General features: G+C 62.8%; 27 protein-coding genes and 1 riboswitch. Of the genes, 9 read left to right on the top strand and 18 right to left on the bottom strand.

Going from position 1 to position 25,138, the window contains the following annotated elements; all coding sequences use genetic code 11:
* Positions 1 to 3: 3 nt before the first annotated feature.
* On the bottom strand, positions 4 to 1,113 hold the full coding sequence (gene hisC, locus LGH82_RS23795) for a histidinol-phosphate transaminase (protein WP_227345089.1): 1,110 nt from the start codon (positions 1,111 to 1,113) through the stop codon (positions 4 to 6).
* A gap of 121 nt (positions 1,114 to 1,234) precedes the next feature.
* Positions 1,235 to 1,312: riboswitch (SAM riboswitch) on the top strand.
* A gap of 104 nt (positions 1,313 to 1,416) precedes the next feature.
* Between hisC and metX the strand changes: the two genes are divergently transcribed.
* Complete coding sequence (metX, locus tag LGH82_RS23790) at positions 1,417 to 2,586, top strand: homoserine O-acetyltransferase MetX (RefSeq protein WP_227345088.1); 1,170 nt, start codon at positions 1,417 to 1,419, stop codon at positions 2,584 to 2,586.
* A 53-nt stretch (positions 2,587 to 2,639) separates the two neighbouring features.
* Positions 2,640 to 3,254 (top strand): methionine biosynthesis protein MetW, encoded by a 615-nt coding sequence (metW, locus tag LGH82_RS23785; protein ID WP_227345087.1) that lies wholly within the window; start codon positions 2,640 to 2,642, stop codon positions 3,252 to 3,254.
* Positions 3,255 to 3,277: 23 nt separating this feature from the next.
* Here metW and LGH82_RS23780 read toward each other — a convergent pair whose 3' ends face one another.
* A complete protein-coding gene (locus LGH82_RS23780; protein WP_227345086.1) occupies positions 3,278 to 3,598 on the bottom strand; it encodes a DUF1330 domain-containing protein in 321 nt (106 codons plus the stop codon).
* Between the two features lie 361 nt (positions 3,599 to 3,959).
* Here LGH82_RS23780 and LGH82_RS23775 point away from each other — a divergent pair, with 361 nt between their 5' ends.
* Positions 3,960 to 4,895, top strand: coding sequence for a glycosyltransferase family 2 protein (locus LGH82_RS23775; protein WP_227345085.1), 936 nt, complete (start codon positions 3,960 to 3,962; stop codon positions 4,893 to 4,895).
* A 13-nt stretch (positions 4,896 to 4,908) separates the two neighbouring features.
* On the opposite strand, the gene LGH82_RS23770 is transcribed toward LGH82_RS23775, so the two are convergent.
* Together LGH82_RS23770 and LGH82_RS23765 are read right to left on the bottom strand one after the other, a co-directional pair.
* Positions 4,909 to 6,735, bottom strand: a complete 1,827-nt coding sequence (locus LGH82_RS23770; protein WP_227345084.1) for an ABC transporter ATP-binding protein/permease — start codon at positions 6,733 to 6,735, stop codon at positions 4,909 to 4,911.
* 134 nt (positions 6,736 to 6,869) lie between these two features.
* A complete protein-coding gene (locus LGH82_RS23765) occupies positions 6,870 to 7,652 on the bottom strand; it encodes a class I SAM-dependent methyltransferase (protein ID WP_227345083.1) in 783 nt (260 codons plus the stop codon).
* Positions 7,653 to 7,769: 117 nt separating this feature from the next.
* On the opposite strand from LGH82_RS23765, the gene gloB reads away from it, so the two are divergent.
* Complete coding sequence (gloB, locus tag LGH82_RS23760) at positions 7,770 to 8,537, top strand: hydroxyacylglutathione hydrolase (RefSeq protein WP_227345082.1); 768 nt, start codon at positions 7,770 to 7,772, stop codon at positions 8,535 to 8,537.
* Positions 8,538 to 8,561: 24 nt separating this feature from the next.
* Positions 8,562 to 9,002, top strand: coding sequence for a cupin domain-containing protein (locus tag LGH82_RS23755; RefSeq protein WP_227349671.1), 441 nt, complete (start codon positions 8,562 to 8,564; stop codon positions 9,000 to 9,002).
* Here LGH82_RS23755 and LGH82_RS23750 read toward each other — a convergent pair.
* Genes LGH82_RS23750 through LGH82_RS23740 form a run of 3 tightly spaced genes read right to left on the bottom strand, consistent with a single transcriptional unit; the run spans position 8,999 to position 11,370 of the window.
* On the bottom strand, positions 8,999 to 9,670 hold the full coding sequence (locus tag LGH82_RS23750; protein WP_227345081.1) for a lysoplasmalogenase: 672 nt from the start codon (positions 9,668 to 9,670) through the stop codon (positions 8,999 to 9,001). The two genes, LGH82_RS23755 and LGH82_RS23750, sit on opposite strands and share 4 nt — an antisense overlap.
* Positions 9,667 to 10,554, bottom strand: coding sequence for a DMT family transporter (locus LGH82_RS23745; protein WP_227345080.1), 888 nt, complete (start codon positions 10,552 to 10,554; stop codon positions 9,667 to 9,669). The genes LGH82_RS23750 and LGH82_RS23745 overlap by 4 nt, the downstream gene beginning before the upstream one ends.
* A 27-nt stretch (positions 10,555 to 10,581) precedes the next feature.
* A complete protein-coding gene (locus LGH82_RS23740) occupies positions 10,582 to 11,370 on the bottom strand; it encodes a DUF3108 domain-containing protein (protein WP_227345079.1) in 789 nt (262 codons plus the stop codon).
* Between the two features lie 255 nt (positions 11,371 to 11,625).
* Here LGH82_RS23740 and rpmB point away from each other — a divergent pair, with 255 nt between their 5' ends.
* The 3 genes from rpmB to LGH82_RS23725 all read left to right on the top strand — a co-directional run bounded on the left by rpmB (position 11,626) and on the right by LGH82_RS23725 (position 13,459).
* A complete protein-coding gene (rpmB, locus tag LGH82_RS23735) occupies positions 11,626 to 11,922 on the top strand; it encodes a 50S ribosomal protein L28 (RefSeq protein WP_227345078.1) in 297 nt (98 codons plus the stop codon).
* Between the two features lie 137 nt (positions 11,923 to 12,059).
* Positions 12,060 to 12,740, top strand: a complete 681-nt coding sequence (locus LGH82_RS23730; RefSeq protein ID WP_227345077.1) for a queuosine precursor transporter — start codon at positions 12,060 to 12,062, stop codon at positions 12,738 to 12,740.
* A 29-nt stretch (positions 12,741 to 12,769) separates the two neighbouring features.
* On the top strand, positions 12,770 to 13,459 hold the full coding sequence (locus LGH82_RS23725; protein WP_227345076.1) for a spermidine synthase: 690 nt from the start codon (positions 12,770 to 12,772) through the stop codon (positions 13,457 to 13,459).
* Between the two features lie 58 nt (positions 13,460 to 13,517).
* Here the strand turns inward: LGH82_RS23725 and LGH82_RS23720 are convergent, their stop codons facing one another.
* From LGH82_RS23720 to LGH82_RS23695, 6 genes are all read right to left on the bottom strand, one after another.
* The gene (locus LGH82_RS23720; RefSeq protein WP_227345075.1) at positions 13,518 to 14,003 is read right to left on the bottom strand and encodes an SRPBCC family protein; all 486 of its coding nucleotides are present in this window, start codon (positions 14,001 to 14,003) and stop codon (positions 13,518 to 13,520) included.
* On the bottom strand, positions 14,000 to 14,368 hold the full coding sequence (locus LGH82_RS23715) for an ArsR/SmtB family transcription factor (RefSeq protein ID WP_227349670.1): 369 nt from the start codon (positions 14,366 to 14,368) through the stop codon (positions 14,000 to 14,002). Before LGH82_RS23715 ends, LGH82_RS23720 begins: the two co-directional genes overlap by 4 nt.
* A 168-nt stretch (positions 14,369 to 14,536) precedes the next feature.
* The gene (locus tag LGH82_RS23710; protein ID WP_413771475.1) at positions 14,537 to 15,502 is read right to left on the bottom strand and encodes an esterase-like activity of phytase family protein; all 966 of its coding nucleotides are present in this window, start codon (positions 15,500 to 15,502) and stop codon (positions 14,537 to 14,539) included.
* A gap of 158 nt (positions 15,503 to 15,660) precedes the next feature.
* Complete coding sequence (cobT, locus tag LGH82_RS23705) at positions 15,661 to 17,559, bottom strand: cobaltochelatase subunit CobT (protein ID WP_227345073.1); 1,899 nt, start codon at positions 17,557 to 17,559, stop codon at positions 15,661 to 15,663.
* 61 nt (positions 17,560 to 17,620) lie between these two features.
* Positions 17,621 to 18,607: a cobaltochelatase subunit CobS gene (gene cobS, locus LGH82_RS23700; protein ID WP_227345072.1), complete on the bottom strand. Its 987-nt coding sequence runs from the start codon at positions 18,605 to 18,607 to the stop codon at positions 17,621 to 17,623.
* A gap of 123 nt (positions 18,608 to 18,730) precedes the next feature.
* Positions 18,731 to 19,360, bottom strand: a complete 630-nt coding sequence (locus LGH82_RS23695) for a J domain-containing protein (protein WP_227345071.1) — start codon at positions 19,358 to 19,360, stop codon at positions 18,731 to 18,733.
* Positions 19,361 to 19,511: 151 nt separating this feature from the next.
* Between LGH82_RS23695 and LGH82_RS23690 the strand changes: the two genes are divergently transcribed.
* Complete coding sequence (locus tag LGH82_RS23690; protein WP_227345070.1) at positions 19,512 to 19,814, top strand: BolA family protein; 303 nt, start codon at positions 19,512 to 19,514, stop codon at positions 19,812 to 19,814.
* Positions 19,815 to 19,845: 31 nt separating this feature from the next.
* On the opposite strand, the gene LGH82_RS23685 is transcribed toward LGH82_RS23690, so the two are convergent.
* From LGH82_RS23685 to LGH82_RS23665, 5 genes are all read right to left on the bottom strand, one after another.
* Positions 19,846 to 21,399, bottom strand: a complete 1,554-nt coding sequence (locus LGH82_RS23685) for an acetolactate synthase large subunit (RefSeq protein ID WP_227345069.1) — start codon at positions 21,397 to 21,399, stop codon at positions 19,846 to 19,848.
* A 188-nt stretch (positions 21,400 to 21,587) separates the two neighbouring features.
* Entirely contained in the window at positions 21,588 to 22,394 is an 807-nt protein-coding gene (locus LGH82_RS23680; protein WP_227345068.1) for an alpha/beta hydrolase, read from the bottom strand.
* Between the two features lie 89 nt (positions 22,395 to 22,483).
* Positions 22,484 to 23,371 (bottom strand): HlyC/CorC family transporter, encoded by an 888-nt coding sequence (locus tag LGH82_RS23675; protein ID WP_227345067.1) that lies wholly within the window; start codon positions 23,369 to 23,371, stop codon positions 22,484 to 22,486.
* A complete protein-coding gene (aroB, locus tag LGH82_RS23670; protein ID WP_227345066.1) occupies positions 23,368 to 24,516 on the bottom strand; it encodes a 3-dehydroquinate synthase in 1,149 nt (382 codons plus the stop codon). Before aroB ends, LGH82_RS23675 begins: the two co-directional genes overlap by 4 nt.
* Positions 24,513 to 25,124: a shikimate kinase gene (locus tag LGH82_RS23665; protein ID WP_227345065.1), complete on the bottom strand. Its 612-nt coding sequence runs from the start codon at positions 25,122 to 25,124 to the stop codon at positions 24,513 to 24,515. Before LGH82_RS23665 ends, aroB begins: the two co-directional genes overlap by 4 nt.
* Positions 25,125 to 25,138: the final 14 nt, after the last annotated feature.

Raw genomic sequence — 25,138 nt, 5'->3', positions numbered from 1 at the left:
TTTCTAGCTTTTCAGGAAGGTCGTGAGAGCAGCGACAACGCCGCGATTGGCCTCTTCGGTGCCGATGGTCATGCGCAGCGCGTTGGGAAAGCCGTAGCCGGAAACGCGCCGCAAAATATAGCCGCGCGCGGTCAGATAATCGTCCGCCAGCGCTGCCGAATGCTTCTGGTCGTCAGGAAAATGAATGAGGATGAAATTGCCGACGCTGGGTGTCACCCGCAGCCCAAGCCCGGTCATCTGTTCACTGAGCCAGGCCAGCCAGGTCTCGTTGTGCGCCACGCTGCGCTCGACATGGGCGCGGTCGCGGATCGCCGCGATGCCGGCCTCGATCGCCGTCGCATTGACATTGAACGGGCCACGAACGCGGTTGATGGCGTCGACAATGTGCATCGGCGCATACATCCAGCCGATCCGCGCGCCGCCGAGCCCGATCTTGGAGAAGGTGCGGGTCATCACCACGTTCTCGGCGCCACCGACCAGCTCGATGCCGGCTTCATAGTCATTGCGGCGGACATACTCGGCATAGGCCGCGTCCAGCACCAGCAACACATGCCTGGGCAGCCCGGCATGCAGGCGGCGCACTTCCTGGAACGGTACATAGGTACCGGTCGGATTGTTGGGATTGGCGAGAAACACGATTTTCGTGCGCGACGTGACGGCGGCCAGGATCGCGTCGATATCGGCGCGCTCATTGGTTTCCTTGACCGCCACCGGAACGGCACCCGCCGACTGGATGTAGATCTTGTAGACCATGAAGGCGTGTTCGGTGAAAATCGCTTCGTCGCCCGGTGCGAGATAGGTCTGCGCCAGCAGGCCAAGGATCTCGTCGGAGCCGTTCGAACAGATGATGTTTTGCGCATTGAGGCCATGCACTTCGGCGATCGCCTCGCGCAGCCGCTTGGCCGTACCGTCGGGATAGATGTCGAGCTTCCCGGCAATCTCGCGCGCGGCCTCGATCGCTTTCGGCGAGGGGCCGAGCGGGTTCTCGTTCGACGACAGCTTGAAGACCTTGGCGACGCCGGCGGGCGCGGCACTCTTGCCGGGCACATAAGCCTCGATGTCCATGATACCCGCACGGGGCGTTGGACGTGCCTGATCCGGTGTCTTGGTCATTTTACGAGATCCATCGAGAAGCCGCAGCGGAAATACTCGGCATGGCCGGCAATGTCGAGAGCAACCGGCCCGGCAAAAAGGCTGGCCGTTGACGCGGACACGGCTGAGTTCTAGAAGAGCAGTGAGATTCCGTGGTGATTTGGCCGGTCGGCTTGCAGCCACGTTAAACAACTTGCTAAAGGGCCGTTTGCATCCTGTAACCGGCTTTGCGACTGCAATGCCGGTTTTTTGTTGTCCGCGCCGGCCGGACACCGCATCGCCCTAGAAAAAGCTGGTGTGGATTCAAAGTGTGAGATGGATGCGATGGCCGCTCTGCGCGCTGGAAAAACCAACAACGAGGCCGACCAGCCGTCGAGCCCGGTGCTGCGCTTCGGCCCCGACAAGCCGCTCAAGCTCGACGCCGGCAGCATGCTGTCGCCGTTCCAGATTGCCTACCAGACCTACGGCACGCTCAACGACGCCCGCTCCAACGCCATCCTCGTTTGCCATGCGCTGACCGGCGACCAGCATGTCGCCAGCACCAATCCGGTGACCGGCAAGCCCGGCTGGTGGGAGGTGCTGATCGGCCCCGGCAAGATCATCGATACCAATCGCTTCTTCATCATCTGCTCCAACGTCATCGGCGGCTGCCTCGGCTCCACCGGCCCGGCCTCGACCAACCCCGCCAGCGGCAAGCCCTACGGGCTCGACCTGCCGATCATCACCATCCGCGACATGGTTCGGGCGCAGCTGATGCTGGTCGACCACTTCGGCATCGAAAAGCTGTTTTGCGTGCTCGGCGGCTCGATGGGCGGCATGCAGGTGCTGGAATGGGCATCGAGCTATCCGGAGCGGGTTTTCTCGGCCTTGCCGATCGCTACGGGGGCGCGCCATTCCTCGCAGAACATCGCCTTCCACGAGGTTGGCAGGCAGGCCGTGATGGCCGATCCGGAATGGCATGGCGGCAAATATTTCGACTATGGCAAGCGGCCGGAAAAGGGTCTGGCCGTGGCGCGCATGGCCGCCCATATCACCTACCTGTCGGAAGCCGCCCTGCACCGGAAGTTCGGCCGCAACCTGCAGGACCGCGACGCGCTCACCTTTGGCTTCGACGCCGACTTCCAGATCGAAAGCTATCTGCGCCACCAGGGCATGACCTTCGTCGACCGCTTCGACGCCAATTCCTACCTCTACATGACGCGGGCCATGGACTATTTCGACCTCGCCGCCGACCATGGCGGGCGGTTGGCCGATGCCTTCGCGGGCACCAAGACCCGTTTCTGCCTGGTCTCGTTCACCAGCGATTGGCTGTTTCCGACCGAGGAGAGCCGCTCGATCGTTCACGCGCTGAATGCCGCCGGCGCGTCTGTCTCCTTCGTCGAGATCGAAACCGACCGTGGCCATGACGCCTTCCTGCTCGACGAGCCGGAACTGTTCGCCGCCATCAACGGCTTCATTGGCTCGGCCGCCCGGGCAAGAGGGTTGGGCGCATGACCCCGGAAAGTCTCAGACTTTCCGGGGTCATGCGCCAGGAGAGAGTGTAAGCCATGAGCGTCAACGACACGCAGCGCGTCGACCTCGAGGTCGTCGCCAACCTCATTCCGCCGCAGTCGCGGGTGCTCGACGTTGGCTCTGGTGACGGGTCGCTGCTGGAATTGCTGCAGGACACCAAGCAGGTCGATGGTCGCGGCCTGGAACTGTCGCAGCGCGGCGTCAACGAATGCGTGGCGCGCGGCCTGTCGGTCATCCAGGGTGACGCCGACAAGGACCTCGAATTCTATCCCGACAAGGGCTTTGATTTCGTCGTGCTGTCGCAGACCTTGCAGGCAACCCGCAATCCGAAACTGGTTCTCGACGAATTGCTCAGGATCGGCGAGCGCGCCATCGTCTCCTTCCCCAATTTCGGCCATTGGCGGGTACGCCTGTCACTGTTCGTCCAGGGCCGCATGCCGGTGACCAAGGACCTGCCCTATTCCTGGTACGACACGCCCAACATCCACTTCTGCACCATCCGCGACTTCGTCAACCTGTGCGACGAACTCGGCGCCACCGTGGAAAAGGCGACCGCGCTCGACGCCAACGGCCAGAAGATCGGCCTGTCCATGCCGTGGTGGTTCTGGAATTTCTTCGGCCAGCAGGCGGTGTTTTTGCTGAGGCGATAAACGGCCTGCCGTCGGCCCCGCGTCTACTCAAGGACATCGGTCGCCTTGTGCGGATGGAGGACGCCGTCGGCGAAGACAACGTCGGACTGGGAGTTGCCGGTGCGCAGCGCCAGGATCTCCTGGTAGGCGGGCGAATGGTACCATCCGCGCACGTGATCCCTGTCGGGAAATTCGATGACGATCAGAAATCCCGGCCAGCTGTTCTCGATCACTTCGACATCGCCGCCATGGACGATGAAGCGACCGCCGAAAGGTTCGAGCGTGGCATCGATCTTTTGCAGGTATTGGACGATCTGCGGACCCGGCGTGACCTGGCGCATATGGGCAACGGCGTAAGCTGTCATGATTGGCTCCCTGATGTATCGAAGCCGTACAACCGGCCTCATGGGAGCAATCTGCCGAACCGCCTTGCGTCGGTCGATTACTTGACAGGTAATCAATATGACGATGTTGGCAGCGACGGTGGAAGCCGGCTATCGGAAAAGGAGGCCGTGCTGCTTCGGCCGGCCCTTGTGTGGCCATTACGGCGCAAAGCCCGGGAAATCGACATTCCACAAGTATATATCCGGTATGCTTTGGGTGACACGGGTGCATTCATTCCGTAGCCTGATAACGGTATCGGCGATACGTGATCCTGGGGGCAGGGCATGATGGGCAGACGGCGGATTTCTTCGATTCTGGCGCGGCACGGGGCATAGCCGCGGCATGTCCAGAAAAGCCGACACCGCGCCTCTCATCACCATCATTACGCCAACCCACAACCGGCGCGACAAGGTTCTGCGTGCGGTGGAAAGCGTACTTTCCCAAAGCGTTTCCCGATTCGAACACATTGTTGTCGACGATGGCTCGACCGACGGGACGGAAGCAGCGCTGGCCCGCATCAGCGATCCGCGCCTGATCTATGTCGGTGCGAAATGGCGTGGCGCCAACGCCGCCAGGAATGCGGGCATCGAGAGGGCGCAAACGCCCATCGTGACCTTTCTTGATTCAGATGACGTCTATCTGCCGAACCGAATCGAGCGAACCTTGGCTCGGTTCGACCAAAATCCGGCGCTCGAAGTCCTCATCAGTTCGTTCGTGTCCCTGAAAGGCGGCCGCGTCTCCAACTGCATCAACCACGATGCATTCCTTCCTCCCAAGATGCTGGAAAGAGCGCTGGTCGCGCAGACGATCTTCATTGCCGGCTCGGCGATAACGGCGCGGCGCGACGCTTTGCTGGCCATCGGTGGCTACGACAGCGATGTCACCCGGATGCAGGATCGGGAATTGCTGTTGCGTTTTGCCCGCCGCCATGGCGCGCACCTGTCCGACGATGTCGACTGGACGAAGTACAATTCGGAGAATTCGATTTCAGGCCGTCGCGACGGCTACGTCGAAGCCTACGCGAACTTGATGTGCAAACACCCGCACATTGCCCGCGCCTACCCGGACATTCCGCCCTACATGATCGCACGCCAGATCATCGCCGATATCATCAAGGGTAGGCTTCCCCAGGCTTTTTCAGGCTATATGGCCAACCGGTCATCAAAAGATCTCGGCTATTCGCTGCCGGAATTGCTGCATGGATATGTCTGTGGCCGGCGCTGGCGGCGCAATCTTTCCGAAGAACTACGCGCCAGGTTTGGTGCTCGTCCGGCCTGAGGCTCTTCAGCCGCTATTTCTTCCGACGGACAGCAGCAGTGCGAGGTGGCGGTTCGATGGCGCCTGCCCTGACACGGGCGGGCTTCAGGGCAGGCACTCCGGCATCTTTCACGATCGTCAACGCGCGCGGGAAGAACTGGTCGTTGTGCTGGCCACGGCCGATGTTGAGGATCGCGGCGCCGCTCAAGCGCTTCTCCAGCATCGATAGCACGCGTCGCAGGGAGGGTCCGTCGAACGCATCCAGGGCTTCGTCGATGATCACCCATTTCGGCTGCCGCAAGGCGAGCCTGGCGAAGGCCAGCGAGCGCTGTTCGTCATCGCTCAGATCATGATCCCAGCGTCCGGCCTGGTCGAGCGATGACGACAGCCGTTTAAGACCGACCTCGGCAAGTACCGCCGAAATGTCGGCATCACTCGCCGGCGCGGGTCCGCTCGGGTGATCGAGGACCTCACGCAACGTACCGGCCGGGAAATAAGGGACGCGCGGCACGAATATAAGGGTTTCTCCCTCAGGCAGGCCGATCCGCCCACTTCCCCACGGCCACAGGCCGGCAATGGCGCGGAAGAACAGTGTCTTGCCGGCGCCCGGCTCGCCCGTGATCATGACGCGCTCGCCCACATGGATTTCGACATGCTGGTCGGCGAGCTTGGTGCACCCCTCCGGTGAAGCCACTTGAAGTTTCTCGAACGTCAGGCTGCCGTTCTTGTTCTCGCCGAACTCGATGCGCTTTTCCTTGTCGTGGAGCACATCCGTCTCATCAAGCGCGATGCGGAAATCGGCGACGCGCATCAGCGTGGCGCGCCAATCGGCGATGCTGCCGATGTTGTTGATGAACCATCGCAACGAGGAATGGACCTGGTTGAAGGCGCCAACCGCCATCATCAGCCCGCCGAAGCTGATATCCCCGGCGAAATAGACCGGCGAGGCGACAAGGATCGGTGCAACAACAGTGATCCAGCCATAGGTATCGGTCACCCAGGAAAGATTGATCTGGGCGGTGTAGATGCGCCGCATGGCGCCCAGCACCGTACCGAGGTCGAGTTCGAGCCGTCGCCTGGCATCGGCCTCGCCATGGTATAGCGCAATGGCATCGACATTCTCGTTGACGCGCACCATCGAGGAGCGAAGCTCCGCCTCCCGGGTGTAGCGGTCGCTGTTGAGGCGGATCAACGGGCGTCCGACCAGCCAGCTCAGCCACGAGGCCGTGCCGGCATAGAGGATGGCTGCCCAGACCATATAGCCGGGTATGGCCAGCGAGGTTCCGCCGATATGGAAGACGAACCCCGAAGACAGCTGCCACAGCACGCCGACGAAGGACGCGAGCAGGATGCACGACTGCAACAGTCCGACACCAAGGTCGGTCGAAAGATCGGAAAGATGCGCTGCATCCTGCTGCATGCGCTGATCGGGATTGACGCCGATGGCGCCTGCATTGGCGAGCCGGAAAGCGCGCGCCGGCCGCATCCACTGGTCGATCAGGTCCAGTGTCAGCGCCTCGCGTAACCTCAGCCGGAACATCTGGTTGAGCCAGGTCTGGCCGATGTTGAGTACCAGCAGTCCGCTGGCAATGGCGGCAAAGACGAGAAGCTGGTGCAGGAAGGCCGCCATGTCGCGGCGCGCAAGCGCATCGTAGAAGGGCTGGTTCCAGCTGTTGAGCAGAACCTGGCCGATCGAGGTCGCCACGATGACGGCGATGATGCCAATGGACATCCACAGCAGGGCCGCGCGAACCGGCGAACCGACAAGAGCCCGCCAGGTCGTCGCCACCTGGTCGCGCAGGCTGGTTTCGACGACAGTGGCAGCCGGTCGAACGCTCGCCTCGTCCGGTTGATCATCCATGGGCGGGATTCCTTGCGATCAGAAACGGCGCGGGCAGCAGCCGATTGCGGTTGGCGGCACGCGCCGCCCTGGCAGTGAACGCGCCCTCGGCAGATAGGCTGGCAAAACCCCAAACACGCAAGACGCCACTCCGATCACGAACATGTCACCCGGCGGGCAGATGGCACTCCGGCCTCGGGCGTCCGGCCGAGGCGTGTGGCGCCGTGCGGCGAGAAAACCGGGACGAAGACACGGCGCGACGCACGCTGGGCGACCGGAACGCCCTGATAGAGCCGCTTCTGCGCCTCGACAACGATGACACCGGAAAAGATCGGCCACAGCCGCCGGCCGGCGCGCTCCAATATGTTGTGGAACCGCATCATGAACCGGCGCCGTGACGGCGGGAAGAACAGCGCATCGGACCAGGCCGCCGGCGTGAAGTTCGCCTCGCGCAGCAGTTCGGTCAGTTGCCCGCGCGAGAACGGGCGGCCATTGCCAAAAGGCGTATGTTCGAAGCGTGCCCAGACGCCACGCCGGTTGGGCACGACGATGACGACGCGCCCAGCGGGTGACAGCACCCGCCAGATCTCGTTCAGCGTCTCGCGCGGGTTTTCGACATGTTCGAGCGAATGTACCAGCAACATGCGGTCGATGCAGGAATCGACCAGCGGCAGTTCCTCGTCGAACACAAGTGCGGTCGCCGTCGGCCCCGTTGCCGGCCAGACCACGGCGCCTTGCGTGGCCGGCATGAAGGCGAAGACGCGCTCCGCATCGGTGCCGAACCGTTCCAGCCAGGGCAGCGTATAGCCGAGGCCAACCAGCCGCTCGTTGGGCACTGCCGCCCATATCGAGGACAGCGCCATGGTGATCGAACGCTCGGCGAACCGGCCGAGCGTTGTCGAATAGAAGGAGCGAAGATCGACGATGTCGGAATGCATGCGAGGGATGTAGCCGTGATATCAGCGGGTTTCAACAAAAGGCCTTGATGGACTGGACATTGCGAGATGACATCGGCCCGCAGGAACCCTATGTCTGAAGCGACAAAGGAGAGCACGATGCCGGTCGAAATCGAACAGTTCATGTGCCGGACCGACAATTTCGGCGTTCTGGTCCACGACCGCAAGAGCGGCCAGACCGCGATCATCGACGCGCCCGATGAGGCGGCAATCCTCGCCGCGATCAAGCGCACCGGCTGGACGCCGACGATGATCCTGACCACACATCACCATATGGATCACGTCGAGGCCAATCTGGCGCTGAAGGAGCGCTTCAAACTGCGCATCGTCGGGCCGGAGGCGGAGAAGGCAAAGATTCCCGGCATCGACGACACCGTCGAAGGGGGCTCGGTCATTCACCTCGGCGAAGAGAGAATCGAGGTGATCGCCACGCCCGGGCATACGGCTGGCCATGTCTCCTATTATCTGCCGGGATCGAAAGTCGCGTTCACCGCCGACACGCTGTTTGCGCTCGGCTGCGGGCGGCTGTTCGAATGCAAGCCGCCGGTGATGTATGAATCGCTGAAGAAGCTCTCCGCGCTTCCCGCCGACACCGTCATCTATTGCGGCCACGAATACACGCTCGCCAACGCCCGCTTCGCGCTGAGCGTCGACCCGACCAATTCAGCGTTGAAGGAACGCGCCAGGAAGATCGAGGCTCTGCGCGCCGACAACAAGCCGACGCTGCCGACCACCATCGGTGAGGAATTGTCGACCAACCCGTTCCTGCGCTGGCATGATCCGGCAATCCGCAAGCATCTCGGCATGGAGAAGGCTGATGATGTCGAGGTGTTCGCCGAAATCCGCAAGCGCAAGGACAATTTCTGAGCGCGGGAAACGGACATGGAAGCAATGACCAGCTCCGCTGAAATCATCGCCACACTCGGCATGAAGCCGCATCCGGAAGGCGGCTGGTATGCGGAAACCTTTCGTGATGCAGCGGGGGGTGGGCGCGGCCACTCGACCGCGATCTATTTCCTGCTGGAGCAGGATCAGCTGTCGGCTTGGCACCGTGTCAAGGACGCCGCCGAGGTCTGGCACTTCTATGCCGGCGATCCACTGGCGCTGTCGATGTACGAGGAAGGCGGCCCAATGGCTAACCAGGTCATCGAGCAGGTGCTTGGAACCGAGCTGACCGCCGGCGAACGGCCGCAGATCGTCGTGCCTGCAGGCTGGTGGCAGTCAGCACGCAGCCTTGGCGAATGGACGCTGGTCGGCTGCACCGTGGCGCCAGGCTTCGACTTTACCGCATTCGAACTGGCTGAGCCTGGCTGGCAGCCGAAAAAGTCCTAGCCAAGTATGAAACCCAGGGTGATCCCCAGCTGGGCAGCGTAGTACAACACCCAGACCGCGTAGCGCATCCACACACGATGCGGCGAGATGGCGGGCGCCAGGAACTTTTCGGCGGCCAGCAGCCCGTCGGATGCCATGAACAGGATCGCACCACCGATGACCCAGATATTGTTCAAGGTGAGCGCCGAAACACCCATGGCAAGTATGGCCACGATATAGACGCTGACGGGCACACGCAGCTCCGGGCCGACGCGACGCCACAGCGCCACCAGCATGACGAGCGCGAACAAGACCATCGCCACGGCGACCGCCGCGCGCCATGGTTCGGCGCCAAGCAATCCAATGCCGCCGCCGGACCGCACAAACAGCGCGACAAAAACCAAATGCGCGGCGAGAAAACTGGCCAGCCCGCCGAGAAAAGCCTTTTCGCCATCGCGCGACAGGAAGGCGTCACCCATGGCGCTGAGCGCCAGCGCCACGACCAGCAGCAACGGGCCACCCTGCAGAAAGGCCAGAATGGCAAGCATTGCCACGGCCAGCGTCTTTGCCGCCGAGCGGGCGAGCCTTGGCGGCATGCCGAGGGCAAAGGCGTAGATCACCGCCGCCGCCAGCGAAAAGATCAGCGTCGCGTTGGCATTGGCTTCGATGCCACCCGGGAAAAGCATCATGCCCCTGCCCCGTTGGCCGCCGGCTTGCGCAAGAACAGTGACTTTGCCGCCAGTGCCGCACCGCCGGTGATCAGCACGCAAGCGGCGAGGATGCGCAGTGACGGCTCAGCGAAGCCGGCCGATATCAGCACAAGCGTCGACAGCAGCGGCGCGGCATAGCTTGCCGCGCCCAGCACCTGGATGTTGCCGCGCTTGACGCCGATGTCCCAGGCATAGAAGGCCGCGCCAACCGGCATCAGGCCGAGGCCGAGCACCGCCAGCCACTGGCCGGCGCCTTGAGGAAGGACCGTCTCCTCCAGCGCCAGATGACAGACGAGCGAAAGCACTGCGGTGGCGGCACAGAACCAGGTGACGATGCTGGTCGGCACCGAGGGGAAGCGCCGCGACAACAGCGAATAGGACGACCACAGCACGGCGCAGACGGCGGCCATCGCATAGCCGAAGACATAGCGCGCGTCGAAGGCGAGGCCGCCGCCCTTGGTGACGATCAGGACCGTGCCGGCAAGGCCGAGCAGCGCGCCGACGACATGGTTCCAGGCCAGACGTTCGCCTGGCATCAGCGCCGATCCAAGCACGATCAGCAACGGCCACAGATAGGCGATCAGGCTGGCCTCCACCGCCGGCGCGTTGCGCAGCGCGGTGAAATAGAAGAAGTGGTAGCCGAACAGGCCGGCAATGCCGATGACCCACACCTGCACCGGAATTTTCTGGCTCCTGTCGGCGGCCGGCATGAACAGCCGGGCGACAAGGCCGACGCCGGTGCCGATGGTGAAGGTGATCGCCGAAAGCAGGAAAGGCGGCACCCTGCCCGATGCATCCGTCAACAGGGCCAGCAGCGACCACATGGCGACCGCCGAGAAACCGATCAGTGTTGCGCGCCCCATGCCCCCTCCGGCGGCGCGCAATGGCGCCTAGTTCACAGCTTCGAAACGGCCCGCGCTGATGGTCAGGGTACCGATCTGCGTTCCGACCGTCGCGTGGATCGGCGCATATACGCCGGTTTGGCCGAGCGGTGCAAACGTCACCATCATGCGACTGTGGTTCTTGAGATAGTTCAGCGCCTTGCGGCCCTTGCGGTAGCCGGCAACCGGCTCGAAGCCCATTCTGCAAGTGACCGTGTCGCCCTCGTAGCCGGGCACCGAGATCGTTCCTTTTGAATCGTAGGTCAGCTTCAGGTCCGCGCGCATCTCGCCGTCATAGAATTTCACCGTTCGCCCGCAGACCGTGTCGAGACTGTCGGCATGGATGACGGTGGCGGCCATCGGATCGAGGACGGATTTCAGATCGCCGGCGCCGAGAGCAACCCAGTCCTTTGGGTCGCGTTTTCCTGGCTCGGGGATCACCTTGGTCGAGGTGACGACGCCATTGGCAAAGCGGATATCGATCATCGATGCCTTCTTGCCGGATGTATAATCGGCGCGAAACGCTTGCGGCTGCATCTGCTGGCCCGAAATCGTGCCCTTGGACGAGATCGTGCCACGCGTATCATCGAACAGCTTGGCGAGGCCCGCACTGCTGACGGTGCCGTCGATCGAATAGGCGCCGTTCTCATAGCGACTTGAGAATGTCGACTTGGCTATCGAGAGGCCAAGGAACGATACGGTGTATTCGCCCTTGAACGATTGCGGCGAGGCAGCCGTCGCGGCTGTCGGCAGCGCGATGGCGAGCAGGCAGGAGAGAGCATGTGATGCACGAAGCATGCGGTGATCGATCCTCGATTTTTTCGACCGGAGATTTGCAACTCCGCTCTGGCATGTCCCTATACGATCGCTTATAGGCTCAAATCCGGCGTTTATATGAAGTGCCCGTCATGCCCATGGGCGAGCCGGAGCTTGACGCACCGGCGAAATGCAACTATGGAACGCCAACTTTTTCCATAAGGCCGCCTGACCAGAACCGCGCGCCACCCGGCGTGGGCACAAAGGTTTGGCAAGTCCGAGAACTGAGGTTAGAAAATGTCCCGCATCTGCGAACTCACTGCCAAGGCAGTCATGTCCGGCAACAATGTGAGCCACGCCAACAACAAGACCAAGCGTCGCTTCCTGCCGAATCTCGTCAATGTGACGCTGATCTCGGAAGCGCTGAACCAGAATGTGCGTCTGCGCATTTCGGCCAACGCGCTCCGTTCGGTCGAGCATCGCGGTGGCCTCGACGCTTTCCTGGCCAAGGCCGATGCCAAGGAACTTTCGCAGCGCGCTCGTCTTCTGAAGAAGCAGATCGCCAAGAAGGTCGCCGAGCAGTCGGCCGCCTGATTTTCCGGACAACCGTTTTTCGCATCGGACCGGAAATCGCCAAGCGGTTTCCGGTCGTTTCGTAGAAAATAACGACAATGGAGCGTGATCCGGCTTTCGGATGATGCTGCACTGGTTCCATTACCCAGGATAAAAAAATGACGTCCTTCTCGCGATACCTGCCTTTCGTGGTCGCCATGGCGCTTGTCGTCGTTGCGTCGAACATCCTCGTCCAGTTCCCGATGCAGGGCCAGATCGGCGGCCTGTCGCTGGCCGACGTGCTCACCTGGGGCGCTTTCACCTATCCGTTCTCCTTCCTGGTTACCGACCTTGCCAACCGCCGCTACGGTCCGGCCGTGGCGCGCAGGATCGTCTTTGTCGGCTTCATGACGGCGGTGGTCTGCTCGATCCTCGTGCCGCCCTTCCTGTTTCGCCATGGCTTGATCGAGTTCGATACGGCGGCCAGTCGGCTTGCGCGCATCGCCGCGGCTTCCGGCGCGGCATTCCTCACCGCGCAATTGCTCGACGTGACCGTGTTCAACCGGCTGCGCCGGCAGAGCTGGTGGCGCGCGCCGATCATCGGCACGCTGGTCGGCTCGGTGTTCGACACGCTCGTTTTCTTCAGCATCGCCTTTTCTGCCGCGTTTGCCTTCGCGGGGCCGAACGACAGCTTCGCGCTGGAAACCGCACCGCTGATGGGCGTGTTCCATGTCGACACCATGCGCTGGGTCTCCTGGGCGCTTGGCGACCTCAGCGTCAAGCTGATCATCGCCGTCGTGGCGCTGATCCCCTACAGGCTGCTTGCCGCCCGCTGGAGCCAACCGGCGCTGGCGGCTTAGGCCATGATCCCGGAAAACGGAATCAGGCCGTGATTCCCTGGGTCCAGCTCGATTCAGCCAGGACACCCGATGGCCAACAGGAGCTTCGCCTCAAGCGGCGCGGCGCCGAATTCTCGATCATGCTGGGCACCAACGAGCTGATGAACAGCCGGCTCAGCGGCTCCGAGGAAGCCCTGGCAAAACTGTCTTGCCAGCGGATTGCCAGTCATAGGCAACCGAGGATCCTGATCGGCGGCCTTGGCATGGGGTTTACGCTCCGCGCTGCCCTCGCCGAACTGGGCGAGGATGCCAGCATCGTTGTCGCGGAACTGATCCCTGCGGTCGTCGCCTGGGCACGCGGCCCGATGGCCGAGGTCTTTGCCGGCTGTCTTGATGATCCACGCGTCAGCATTCGCGAAGTCGATGTCCGCCAGCTCATACGGTCGGAAGCGTCAGCCTATGACGCCATCCTGCTTGATGTCGACAACGGCCCCGAAGGCATCGTCCACAAGGCCAACGACGCCCTCTACAGCGTGGCGGGCCTGAATGCCGCACGGACGGCGCTCAGGCCTGGCGGCGTGCTGGCGGTCTGGTCGCAAGGGCCCGACGCCGGCTTCACCCGGCGGCTCGGTCAGGCCGGCTTTGACGTCGAGGATGTCAAGACCCGCGCCAACGGCAAACGCGGCGCGCGTCATGTCATCTGGATCGCGACCAAAGGGCAGCGAACTCAATCAAATTGACAGGCCACTCTGCCTTCCATTTGCAGAATGGCCTTTGACCGAATAGGGCCAGCAAAGTCTATTTCGATTTCTGCAGATGGGCGGCAAGCGCTTCGAGCAGGCCCCGGGTGCCCTCCTCGCGCCCTTGCACCGAATCGGCGCCATCGAAAAAGGCACCCTGTTCGGTATAGGTCAGGCGTGTGCCCTCTCCCGACGGGGTCAGTTCGACCGTGGTCAGCGACGCCGACAGCGGCTGAGGCCCGATCGCCATCCTGTAGGAGAATACGATGCGCTGGCCGGGCACGATGTCCTGGAACTGCGCGTCGAGCCTGATCTCCGGTCCGCCGGCATAGCTGAAGCGTGACACCTCGCTGCCGCCGACACGAAAGTCGAAGCTGAATTCGGCGATCGCAAAACCATCGCCTTCGATCCGCCATTGCCGCACCATTGACTTGTCGGCGAAGGCGAAGAAAACGCGTTCGGGCGATTGCGGATAGGTCCGCTCGATGGTGAAGGTGGAGTGGATGACGGAATGCTCGTCTTTCACGGGGGCGATCTGGTTCATTGCTTTTCGTCCTTTTCCTGGTTCTGATTTCTCGGGGTTGATGGGTCTGTCTCGGCCAGAATCTGGCCAAGACGGTCGAGGTGCCGTTCCGCCGGTATGCGGCGCTCCGCGATCCAGTCGGCGAGCGGAGCAAGCCCGCCCGGCTCGATCCGGCAGGTTCGCACCCGCCCGATCTTTTCGCTGCGGATCAGCCCGCAGGCCTCCAGCGCCTGCAGATGTTGCAGAACGGCGGCGAAGGTCATGCCGAACGGTTCCGCCAACTGGCTGACGGTGGCCGGTCCGCGGCCCAACCTTTCCAGGATCTGGCGGCGCGTGGGCTCGACGAGAGCGCGAAGGATGCTGTCGATCTCGGAATAGTTAAGCATGGACTTGAGTATTGCGCCGTCGGTGAGAATTGTCAAGTCATGACTAAAGTTTTCCGCCAAGCGACAACAGGGCTTGGAGACACCGGCAGATCGTGGACTTTGGGAGAAAGATGGCGTGCGGGGATTACGTCCTTCGCATGCCAGTTCGCCGCGGCGGTCAGGCGCTGCTCAATCCTGATGCAGGATGAATTCCAGGTAGAGATTACGCTGCAGGATCGAGTGGTTGTCGTCGGAGATCAGCGACACCATCAGCGCACCGTCACCACGCGTCCAGAGGTCGAGCCCTTCCATATTGTCGATCTGGTAGCCCATATCGGCTTCCATCAGCACCGGTCCATCGGCGACGGCGCCATTCTCGATACCCTCCCCGTGAATGCGCCGCAGCCGCATCTTGACGCCGCTGGCCATGGAGAAGCTGCGCTCAAGCAATAGCAGGTCGCCATCGGGCAGGAAGGTGCCATCCGTGATGTCGAAACCGCCATCGCGCTTGACGGTGAAGACGCCCTTCCTCGGCCCTTCAAGGATGGCGGCGTAGACGTTGCCGGCACTGTCGAGGCTTTTCTCGGAGACGACAACCAGCGCGCCCTCCAGCCGTCCGTCCGGATTGGCATGGGCAATGGTTTCGAAGCCTCGATTCTGGCGAAGCTCCCGGGCCGGGATCAGAAAGTCCAGTTGCCTGAACGGTGCCTTCATGTCGGCTGGATCGATCGTGTATTGGGCGACGCGATGGTTGCGCTCGAAGCCGACAGTGGCGATGCCGTCCTTGACCGCGAGACTTTCGGCATCGACCTCCCATTTCTGCGCGAACGGTTTGCCGGCCTCGTCGACCATCTGCTGCATGCGGAAATTCTGGATGCCCGACGGGCGTCCGTCGGGATTGTGCGCCACCGTGCCGAAGAACCAGAAGCCGGTGTCCGCAACGCCGATGAAATCGCTGCCCGCTTTCAGGAAGCGGAAGGCCGACAGCGCGCCGAAATCGCGCGAGCGCGAGGTCATCTCCAGACCGCCGACGAATTCGAGCGGACCAAATCTGGTTTCCGGACGGCCAATATGGAACTCGGTGATCGGGCGGGCCGAGATTTCGATCGGCTGGACTGCCGCTGTGTCGGCGGCATGCGCCGGCGCCAAGGCAATGCCCAGCAACAGACTGGCGACGCGGAACGCTAAAGCAATTCCAGGAAAAGTGTGAAACGGTTTTCCGTCCGGAATTGCGTAAAGACAAAGAGATAGAGCGGTTCGGCGTTTCCATGAAACGGTGAACCGCTCTGGCCGAAAACCGCCGCGCGAAAAAATCATCCGGCGCGTCGTGCGCCGCCGCGCCGTGTTTCCCGTGCGCTTTCCTCGGCGAACAGCGAAGCCAGTTGCTCGGTCATCGCGCCGGCCAGTTCCTCGGCGTCGACGATGGTGACGGCACGGCGATAGTAGCGGGTGACGTCGTGGCCGATACCGATGGCGAGCAGCTCGACCGGCGAGCGCGTCTCGATCAGTTCGATCACCGCGCGCAGATGCCGTTCGAGATAGTTGCCCGGGTTCACGGAAAGCGTTGAATCGTCGACCGGCGCGCCGTCGGAGATCATCATCAGGATCTTGCGCTGTTCCGGCCGGGCGATCAGGCGGTTGTGCGCCCACAGCAGCGCCTCGCCGTCGATGTTCTCCTTGAGCAGGCCTTCGCGCATCATCAGGCCGAGATTGCGCCGCGCCCGCCGCCACGGATGATCGGCGGATTTGTAGATGATATGGCGCAAATCGTTCAGCCGGCCGGGATTCGGCGGCTTGCCGTCCTTCAGCCACTTCTCGCGCGCCTGCCCGCCCTTCCATGCTCGCGTGGTGAAGCCGAGGATCTCAACCGAGACACCGCAGCGCTCCAGCGTGCGCGCCAGAATGTCGGCGCAGGTGGCCGCGACCGTGATCGGCCGGCCGCGCATCGAACCGGAATTGTCGAGCACCAGCGTCACCACCGTGTCGCGGAATTTCGTGTCGCGCTCCTGCTTGAAGGACAGTGGCTGCATCGGGTCGATGACGACGCGCACCAGCCGCGCCGGGTCGAGATAACCCTCTTCGAGATCGAAATCCCACGACCTGTTCTGCTGCGCCATCAGGCGGCGCTGCAGGCGGTTGGCCAGCCGTCCGACAACGCCGGACAGATTGGCAAGCTGCTTGTCTAGGAAGGCGCGCAGCCGGTCGAGCTCTTCCTCTTCGCAAAGCTCCTCGGCGCCAACCGTCTCGTCGAAGGCGGTGGTGAAGACCTTGTAGTCTATTTCCTTCGGCAGATTGGTGAAGGGATTGTCGTTGCGGCGCGCCTCGCCGGGCGTCTCCGCGTCGGCGTCGTCATCGTCCGACAGATCGTCGGCGGTGGCGTCGGACGCCTCCGCCTCGGCCGACTGCTCGTCGTCGGCCGAAGACTCGGCATCCTCGGACTGCGACTGCTCGGAGCCGGAATCGTCCTCGCCGCCCTCCTCGCTCTGCTCCTCACCTTGCGGCTGGTTGTCGTCATTGTCCTCGGAGTCTTCCATCTCCTGGTCATCGCCGAGTTCCTCGGCCATTTCCATGGAGGCCAGCATCTCGCGCACGACCCGCGCGAAAGCCTGCTGGTCATCGAGCTTGGCTGAAAGCCCATCGAGATCGGCGCTGGCCTTTTCCTCGACCCAAGGGCGCCACAGCTCGACCAGCCGCTCGCCGCTCTTCGGGATCGGGCGGCCGGTCAGCTTCTCGCGCACCATCAGGGCCAGCGCTTCCTCGATCGGCGCGTCGGCCTTGTCGCGGACGTCGGTGAGGTTGGCCTTGGTGTATTTGTCCTCGAGCATCGAGCCGATATTGTCGGCGACACCCTGCATGGCGCGGCTGCCGATCGCCTCGACGCGAGCCTGCTCGACCGCGTCATAGATGGCGCGGGCCGCCTTGCCTTCCGGCGCCAGCTTGGTGTGAATGCGCGTGTCATGGCAGGCGCGCTTCAGCGCCATGGAATCGCCGAGGCCGCGGGTGATCGCGATGTCGGTCTTCGACGCCTTCTTCGGCAATTCCGGCAAGCGTGCGCGGTTGCCGGCGAGCGCCGGCCTGTCCTTGGCGAAACCGACCTCGAGTTCCTTGTCGCCGGCAATGGCGCGCATGCAAACGGTAACGGCGCGCTTGAAGCTGTCGGCTTCAGAACCCGTCTTCGACTTGTTGCGCGTATTGTCGCCCGGACCCGCCATTGATTATTCCCTGGAACGCGATGTTACCCGAAAAGTCACAGGACTTTCCGGCATCCCGCTCTTAGCCCAGCACGACGTTGGCAGCACTTTCCGGCAGATCCTCGCCGAAGGCGCGCTGATAGAACTCGGCAACCACCGAGCGCTCGAGCTCGTCGCATTTGTTGAGGAAGGTCAGCCGGAACGCCATGCCGACATTACCGAATATCTCGGCATTCTCGGCCCAGGTGATCACCGTACGCGGGCTCATCACGGTCGACAGATCGCCATTGATGAAGGCCGAACGCGTCATGTCGGCGACGCGGACCATCTTGTTGACGATGTCCTTGCCCTTGGCATCGCGATAGTGCTTGGCCTTGGCCAGCACGATGGCGACTTCATTGTCATGCGGCAGATAGTTCAGCGTGGTGACGATCGACCAGCGGTCCATCTGCGCCTGGTTGATCTGCTGGGTGCCGTGATAGAGGCCGGTGGTATCGCCGAGGCCAACCGTGTTGGCGGTCGAGAACAGGCGGAAGGCCGGATGCGGGCGAATGACGCGGCTCTGGTCGAGCAGCGTCAGCCGACCCGATGATTCCAGCACGCGCTGGATCACGAACATCACGTCCGGACGGCCGGCGTCATACTCGTCGAAGCACAGCGCGACATTGTGCTGGTAGGCCCAGGGCAGGATGCCATCGCGGAATTCGGTGATCTGTAAGCCGTCCTTGACGACGATCGCGTCCTTGCCGACGAGATCGATACGGCTGACATGGCTGTCGAGATTGACGCGCACGCAGGGCCAGTTGAGGCGGGCTGCGACCTGCTCGATATGGGTCGACTTGCCGGTGCCGTGATAGCCCGACACCATGACGCGGCGGTTGTAGGCGAAGCCGGCGAGGATCGCCATCGTCGTCGCCTTGTCGAACAGATAGTCGGGGTCGATATCGGGCACATGCTCTGATGTCACCGAATAGGCCGGGACCACCATCTTGGACTCGAAACCGAATTTTTCCTTCACCGACACCGTCGTGTCAGGCAGGTTGGCTATGTCGCGATCGACCTTGTTCATCTCTATCAACGTCTCCACGGGCGAAACGCCGAGTTTCGCCGGCAATCGATTTTGTTCGGGGGCGGTCTTAAAGCCTTTTCCAACCTTAGGAAAGTTGGAAAACGACCCGGACCGTAAGGTCGCTCAGCACAGGCCCGCCTGTTTGAGCACACGATAGGCCTGCAGCACATCGCGGAACCGGTCTTCCGAACCTCTGTCTCCACCATTCGCATCCGGATGGTGGAGTTTCACCAGTTCCTTATAACGCGCCTTGATGTCCTTGCCAGTCGCCTTTGTATCAAGGCCAAGCGTTTCCAGCGCCTTGGCCTCAAGGGGCTTGGCCTTGCGATCGCGCGCCTCGCGCGGATCCTTGGGTCCCTTGAACAGGTCGAAGGGGTCGCGCATGCGGTTGTAGTAGCCGGCGCGGCCGGAACGCAGCTGGGCCATATCGGGCGACGAACGCGTCGAGGCAGCGGTAGCGCCCATCTTCCAGGTCGGACGGTGACCGGTCATCGCTTCCTTCTGGAAGCGCGCGACCTCGGTGTCCGGCACGCCGGAGAAATAGTTGAAGCCCTTGTTGTACTCACGCACATGGTCGATGCAGAAGCGGAAATACTCGCCCTCCTTCATGCGCCCGACCGGCGCGCGATGGGTGCCCGCCTCCTTGCAGCCATCCCACTGACAGATCGGCGAATGCGACTTCACCTCCGCATCCTTGTCGGGGCGGACGCGAATCTTTTCGAAATATTTGGGGTACGGCTTCATCTCACCCATTTATGGGGCGTTCGCGGATGCGAAACAAGAATTGACATTTTCGCGTTGATCGCCCTAACCGCTGAATCGCGGCTTAATGCAGGCGATTGACAGATTTTGTCGCGGGACGCGCGGTAATTTGATCGCGCATATGTGGTGAAGGGAGTTGGCGATGTCCATACAGGCAACGATGGAAGACAAGCTGAAGAGGGCGTTTTCGCCCGAGCGGCTGGTCATCATCAATGAAAGCCACCTCCATGCCGGCCACCATCATCAGGACTCCGACCATCACGGAACCTATGACGGCACCGGCGAGACGCATTTCCGCGTCCGCATCGTCTCGCCAAGTTTTGCCGGCATGAGCCGCATCGACCGTCACCGTTCGGTCAACGAATTGCTGGCCGACGAGTTGAAGGCCGGCGTGCACGCGCTGGCGATCGAGCCCGCGGCGCCCGGTGAAGCGACGCGCTGGTAGATTCAAGCCCACCGCCGGCTGCCGAAGCCTGTCAGATCACCGCTTCGATGAGAAACGGCCCACGCCTGGACAGGGCGCTGTCCAGCAGTGCGTCAAAGCGCTCACAGGTATCGGCGCGGGCCGCTTCCACGCCCATGCCTTTGGCCAGGGAAACCCAGTCCAGCGCGGGATGGTCGAGGTCGAGCATCCGCCTGGCATTCTCGCCGATCGCATTCACGCCGACATTGCGCATCTCGCCATGCAGGATCGCGTAGGTCCGGTTGGAAAAGATAATCGTCACCACGTCGAGATTTTCCCGTGCCTGCGTCCACAGTCCCTGCACGGTGTACATGCCGCTGCCGTCGGCTTCGAGATTGATCACCTTGCGATGGGGACAGGCGACCGCCGCTCCGGTCGCCATCGGGATGCCACCGCCGATCGATCCGCCCGTGCCCATCATGTAGTCATGCGGCGCGGCAAAGGCGGACAGGGCGAAGAAACGCCGCGCCGAGGTCACAGCTTCATCACAGACGATCGCTTCCGCGGGAAGCTTTCGCGCCACCGACAACGCGATGGCATCGTCCGTCAGCTTACCGCTCGGCGTTGCTTCGTCAGGAAAGGCGGTAGCGAACACCGTCTGTTGCGACGGCTTCACACCAAGCTCGTCGCGAAGCGCTGCCAGCGCCGCATGCAGGTCCTCGCCATGGGCGGCCAGCGTCAGCACCTGGCAGCCCTCGCGGACGAGCCGGCCTGGCTTTCCGGGATAAGCAAAAAAGGCAACCGGCTCCTTTGCCCCGACCAGCACCAGAACGTCGATATCCCTGAGCACCGCTATCGCGGCATCGACCGGATAAGGGATGCGGGTCGGCGCCACGCGCCCGCGGCCACGTTGCATGCGCGCGATCAGGACTTCGCTGAACAGACGGACGTCACCGGCTGCCGATATCTGGCCGGCGATTTCAAGCGCATCGGCCCGCGCCGCGCGGCCGCGAACGATCATGCCGACACGGCCAGGGGCGGCGCGGATGGCATCGGCGACCTTTCGCACAACGTCCATGTCGACGGCTGGCGGCGGTGACAGGACGACCTTGGCAGATGAGACGGGTTTGGCCCCGCCCCAGGCGGCGTCCGCGGGCAGGATCAGCGTCGCAACGCTCGGCGGCGTGAGCGAAGCACGGAAGGCGGCTTGGGCAGCCGGTCCGACATCGTCTGGACCTTTGACGCGGCCGACCCAGTTCGACATCGGCGCCGCGAGGCCCTCGATATCGCTGGTGAGCGGGGCATCGAGCGGCAAATGGTAGGACGCATGGTCGCCGACGATGTTGATCATCGGGCTACGGGCGCGCCGGGCATTGTGCATGTTGGCGAGACCATTGGCCAGGCCCGGACCGGTATGCAGCAGCGTCGCGGCGGGACGGTCGGTCATGCGCGCATAACCATCGGCCGCACCGGTCACCACGCCCTCGAACAGACCGAGCACGCAACGCATCTCCGGCTTGCGGTCAAGCGCCGCGACAAAATGCATTTCCGAAGTACCGGGGTTGGCGAAGCAGACATTCACATCGTTCGCCAGAAGCACGTCACACAGGACATCGGCACCATTCATGAAAACTCTCTCCCGTCGACGATCAGGAGCAATTCCAGGACAAGTGTGAAGCGGTTTTCCGTCCAGAATTGCGTCAAACAAACAGATGGAGCAATTGCACCCGCACATGCCCGTACAGCAATATCCCGCCGGCATTTTTGGTCTGATCCAGTTCCGCGACACCTGTGCATCGATGGAAGACTCGCGGATCACCCCACCGTCGATTTCAGGAACGCCAGAGCGGCGGCCGTCAGCGCGTCGCCGTCCTTGCCGAAATCACTGTTGATCGACATGTGGGTATAGGCGCTGCCATCGAACAGCGTCACCTTGGTGCCCGTGGCCTTCAAGCGATCCGCGAAAGCCCTGGAGTCTTCGCCGCGCCCCGACGCGCCCGAATAGGCGATGAAGGTCGGCGGATGCTTGCTCCCGTCGACATAAGTCGCCGGCGAAAGTGCGGCCCATTGCGCCGGATCGGAGAAGACACGCGCATAGGCCCGCACCATGCCGCCATTCTTGGCAAGTGCCGCGAGATCATAGGCCCTTGTGTCATCGAGAAGCAGCCCCGCGACGCCGGGCAGGCCGCCGCGCATTCCGGTCAATGCAATGAGATGACACCCGGCCGAATGGCCCATCGCCACGATGCGGTTCGGATCGCCGCCATGCCCGGCAATGTTGGCCCGCACATAGGCATAGGCCTTTTCGACATCGCCAGCCTGGGTCGCCACATCGGCGTCCGGCAGCATGCGGTAGTCGATCGACACGAAGCAAAAGCCGTTGGCGAGCAGGAAGGTTGGCTTGTCATGAACTTGCGAGCGCTTGCCGAATTCCCAGGCGCCGCCATGGACGAAAAACACCACAGGCAGGCCGCGCGCGCCATCGGGCGCATAGATGTCGAGCTTTGCCGGCCCATAGTCGAAGGTCTGTGGCGTCGGAGACGGATTGCCCAGGGCCGCGAACGCCCCAACCGGCAGCAGCATCGTCATCGAAGCCAAAAGCAGCGTTCGCCTGTCGATCATCGTCGTCTCCTGGCCATGCCCTCGGTGAAAATGCACCTTGGCGCCGCGAAGTTCCAATGAATGATCCGTAACGTACTCGCCAGCGTCACTTATACGACCGGCCTGATCCTCAGCCTGGCGATGCGATTCTTGTCGCGCTTCATGACGATGAAGCGCTTGCCGTGGAACGTAAAAGCCTGTTTCTCGTCCGGGATCGACTGCGTTTCGTGGATGACGAGGCCGGCGATGGTCGTGGCTTCCTCGTCCGGCAGGTTCCAGTCGAGCGCCCGGTTGAGGTCGCGGATCGGCACCGTGCCATCGACGACGACCGAGCCGTCCGCCTCCTGCTTGACGCCCTGGATGTCGACATCATGCTCGTCGGCGATCTCGCCGACGATCTCCTCGATAATGTCCTCCAGCGTCACCAGCCCTTCGACCTCGCCATATTCGTCGACGACGACTGCGAAATGCGCCTTGCGGCGCAGGAAGGCGTTGAGCTGCTCCTGCAAGGTCGTGGTGTCGGGCACGAACCAGGGTTTCGAGGCGATCTTCATCACATCGATCCGGGAAAAGTCGTTGCCGACATCGTTCAGTGCCCGCAGCAGGTCCTTGGCGTGCAGCACGCCGACGATGTTGTCGAGCGAGCCTTTCCACAAGGGCATGCGGGTGTGCGGGCTTTGCAGGATTTCGCGCACCACGGCTTCCGGCGGATTGTCGGCATTGACCGAGCGCATGTTGGTGCGATGGACCATGATATCAGACACTTCGAGCTCGGCGAGGTCGAACAGGCCGCCGACACGGTCGCGGTCTTCCCGGACCACCTGGCCGTCACGGCGGAAATCGTCGACCGCTCCGCGCAGTTCGTCCTGGGTCGAACGCTGTGGCTCGATGCGCGTGAGCTCATAGCCGAACATGGCAAGCAGTCGCGCGCGAAAGATGAGGGCCAACAATAGAAGGCCGGCAAGGACAGCAACCACGATCCAGCCGGTCTCGTTCATCCCTGCCCCCGACGGGTTCCCTGCTGGCCCGGATGGTTCTCTTTCAGGAACGACAGCACTTCCGAAGCCGGCACATCCTTGGCGATGAAGGACTGGCCGATGCCGCGCGTCAGGATGAAGGTCAGCGCGCCGCGCGACACCTTCTTGTCCTGGGTGATGAAGGACAGCAGCGCCTCGGCGTCCGGCAACTCGCCGGGAATATCGGCCATGCGCCAGGGCAGGCCAACGGTGCGCAGATGCGCCTCGACCCGCGCCGCGTCGTCGGGACTGGCCAGGTTGAGCCGTGACGAAAACCGATGTGCCAGCGCCATGCCGATGGCGACGCCCTCGCCATGGACGAGGCGGGCGCCGTCATATTGCGTGGCCGCCTCCAATGCATGGCCAAAGGTATGGCCAAGATTGAGCAGGGCGCGGTCGCCGGTCTCGAACTCGTCGCGCGCGACGACATCGGCCTTGGCGCGGCAGGCCTCGGCGATGGCTTCGACCCGCTCCGGCCCGCCGGCGAACACTTTTGACCAGTTCTGCTCCAACCAGGCGAAGAAATCGGGACGGTCGATAAGCCCGTATTTGGCAAGCTCGGCATAGCCGGCGCGGAATTCGCGGATCGGCAACGTGTCGAGCACGTCCGTGTCGGCGAGCACCAGCTTGGGCTGGAGGAAGACGCCGACCAGATTCTTGCCGCGCGGGCTGTTGATGCCGGTCTTGCCGCCGACCGAGGAATCGACCTGTGCCAGCAGCGAGGTCGGTATCTGCACGAAATTCATGCCCCGGCGCACGATGCCGGTGGCAAAGCCGGTGAGATCGCCGATGACGCCGCCGCCCAGCGCGATGACGACATCTCCGCGCTCCAGCTTCGCTGCCAGAACGCCGTCCACCACCTCTTCAAGATGGGCAAAGCTCTTGGTCTTCTCGCCGGGCGGCATCGTGATCACCGCCGGCTGAATGCCGCCCGTCGCGAGCCCGGCCTTCAATGTCTCGAGATGCGCGGCGGCGACATTGTCGTCGGTGACGACAGCCGCGCGCGTGCCCGGAAGACGGCGCGCGATCTCGCTCCCGGCGCGCGACAGCAGGCCGGAGCCGATCAATATGTCATAGGCCCTATCGCCGAGCCCGACCTCTACGACGACTGGCGCGACTTCACTCATGACTCCACCTCACCAGTCGTTGCGGTTTCGGCAACGCCAAGGTGGCCGCACAGCGCGTTCGTGACCTCGGCCGCGATGACCTCCTTGCGGTCGTCGCGGGTCGGCACGGTGACATCGGCTGTTGCATAGACTGGATAGCGCTCAGCCATCAGCCGCTCCAGCACGGCACGAGGATCGGCGCTTTTCAACAGCGGCCGGTTCTGCTTCTTGGAAACCCGTTCCATCAGAAGATCGAGCTCCGCCTTCAGCCACACCGAGATGCCATGGCCGGCAATCGCCTCCCGCGTCTGAGCGTTCATGAAGGCACCGCCGCCGGTCGACAGCACCTGCGGGCCGTTCTCCAGCACCCGCAGGATGACCCGTTGCTCCAGCGCCCGGAACTCGGTTTCGCCATAGCGCTCGAACAGCTCCGGGACGGTCATGCGCGAGACGCTTTCGATCTCCTGGTCGCTGTCGATGAAGGGCAGCGACAGCATCGTCGCCACCTTGCGGCCGATCGCGGTCTTGCCAGCGCCCATCAGGCCGACGAAGACGATGGAACGGTTGCCCAGCCGGCCGAGCAGCGCGGCATGGCTCTCGCCAGGAGGATTTGCTGGTTGCGCGTTCATACGGCCCTCTTTGC

It is taken from the genome of Mesorhizobium sp. PAMC28654 (assembly GCF_020616515.1).
Taxonomy (GTDB): domain Bacteria; phylum Pseudomonadota; class Alphaproteobacteria; order Rhizobiales; family Rhizobiaceae; genus Mesorhizobium.
Note: the sequence above shows the minus strand (reverse complement) of the source record. Positions and strands in the feature narration are given on the sequence as shown.

What these genes read in the sequence shown, in the direction of transcription:
- hisC (WP_227345089.1), bottom strand. Translation starts at nt 1,113, where the DNA reads ATGACCAAGACACCGGATCAGGCACGTCCAACGCCCCGTGCGGGTATC.
- metX (WP_227345088.1), top strand. Translation starts at nt 1,417, where the DNA reads ATGGCCGCTCTGCGCGCTGGAAAAACCAACAACGAGGCCGACCAGCCG.
- metW (WP_227345087.1), top strand. Translation starts at nt 2,640, where the DNA reads ATGAGCGTCAACGACACGCAGCGCGTCGACCTCGAGGTCGTCGCCAAC.
- LGH82_RS23780 (WP_227345086.1), bottom strand. Translation starts at nt 3,598, where the DNA reads ATGACAGCTTACGCCGTTGCCCATATGCGCCAGGTCACGCCGGGTCCG.
- LGH82_RS23775 (WP_227345085.1), top strand. Translation starts at nt 3,960, where the DNA reads ATGTCCAGAAAAGCCGACACCGCGCCTCTCATCACCATCATTACGCCA.
- LGH82_RS23770 (WP_227345084.1), bottom strand. Translation starts at nt 6,735, where the DNA reads ATGGATGATCAACCGGACGAGGCGAGCGTTCGACCGGCTGCCACTGTC.
- LGH82_RS23765 (WP_227345083.1), bottom strand. Translation starts at nt 7,652, where the DNA reads ATGCATTCCGACATCGTCGATCTTCGCTCCTTCTATTCGACAACGCTC.
- gloB (WP_227345082.1), top strand. Translation starts at nt 7,770, where the DNA reads ATGCCGGTCGAAATCGAACAGTTCATGTGCCGGACCGACAATTTCGGC.
- LGH82_RS23755 (WP_227349671.1), top strand. Translation starts at nt 8,562, where the DNA reads ATGACCAGCTCCGCTGAAATCATCGCCACACTCGGCATGAAGCCGCAT.
- LGH82_RS23750 (WP_227345081.1), bottom strand. Translation starts at nt 9,670, where the DNA reads ATGATGCTTTTCCCGGGTGGCATCGAAGCCAATGCCAACGCGACGCTG.
- LGH82_RS23745 (WP_227345080.1), bottom strand. Translation starts at nt 10,554, where the DNA reads ATGGGGCGCGCAACACTGATCGGTTTCTCGGCGGTCGCCATGTGGTCG.
- LGH82_RS23740 (WP_227345079.1), bottom strand. Translation starts at nt 11,370, where the DNA reads ATGCTTCGTGCATCACATGCTCTCTCCTGCCTGCTCGCCATCGCGCTG.
- rpmB (WP_227345078.1), top strand. Translation starts at nt 11,626, where the DNA reads ATGTCCCGCATCTGCGAACTCACTGCCAAGGCAGTCATGTCCGGCAAC.
- LGH82_RS23730 (WP_227345077.1), top strand. Translation starts at nt 12,060, where the DNA reads ATGACGTCCTTCTCGCGATACCTGCCTTTCGTGGTCGCCATGGCGCTT.
- LGH82_RS23720 (WP_227345075.1), bottom strand. Translation starts at nt 14,003, where the DNA reads ATGAACCAGATCGCCCCCGTGAAAGACGAGCATTCCGTCATCCACTCC.
- LGH82_RS23715 (WP_227349670.1), bottom strand. Translation starts at nt 14,368, where the DNA reads ATGCTTAACTATTCCGAGATCGACAGCATCCTTCGCGCTCTCGTCGAG.
- cobT (WP_227345073.1), bottom strand. Translation starts at nt 17,559, where the DNA reads ATGGCGGGTCCGGGCGACAATACGCGCAACAAGTCGAAGACGGGTTCT.
- cobS (WP_227345072.1), bottom strand. Translation starts at nt 18,607, where the DNA reads ATGAACAAGGTCGATCGCGACATAGCCAACCTGCCTGACACGACGGTG.
- LGH82_RS23695 (WP_227345071.1), bottom strand. Translation starts at nt 19,360, where the DNA reads ATGGGTGAGATGAAGCCGTACCCCAAATATTTCGAAAAGATTCGCGTC.
- LGH82_RS23690 (WP_227345070.1), top strand. Translation starts at nt 19,512, where the DNA reads ATGTCCATACAGGCAACGATGGAAGACAAGCTGAAGAGGGCGTTTTCG.
- LGH82_RS23685 (WP_227345069.1), bottom strand. Translation starts at nt 21,399, where the DNA reads ATGAATGGTGCCGATGTCCTGTGTGACGTGCTTCTGGCGAACGATGTG.
- LGH82_RS23680 (WP_227345068.1), bottom strand. Translation starts at nt 22,394, where the DNA reads ATGATCGACAGGCGAACGCTGCTTTTGGCTTCGATGACGATGCTGCTG.
- LGH82_RS23675 (WP_227345067.1), bottom strand. Translation starts at nt 23,371, where the DNA reads ATGAACGAGACCGGCTGGATCGTGGTTGCTGTCCTTGCCGGCCTTCTA.
- aroB (WP_227345066.1), bottom strand. Translation starts at nt 24,516, where the DNA reads ATGAGTGAAGTCGCGCCAGTCGTCGTAGAGGTCGGGCTCGGCGATAGG.
- LGH82_RS23665 (WP_227345065.1), bottom strand. Translation starts at nt 25,124, where the DNA reads ATGAACGCGCAACCAGCAAATCCTCCTGGCGAGAGCCATGCCGCGCTG.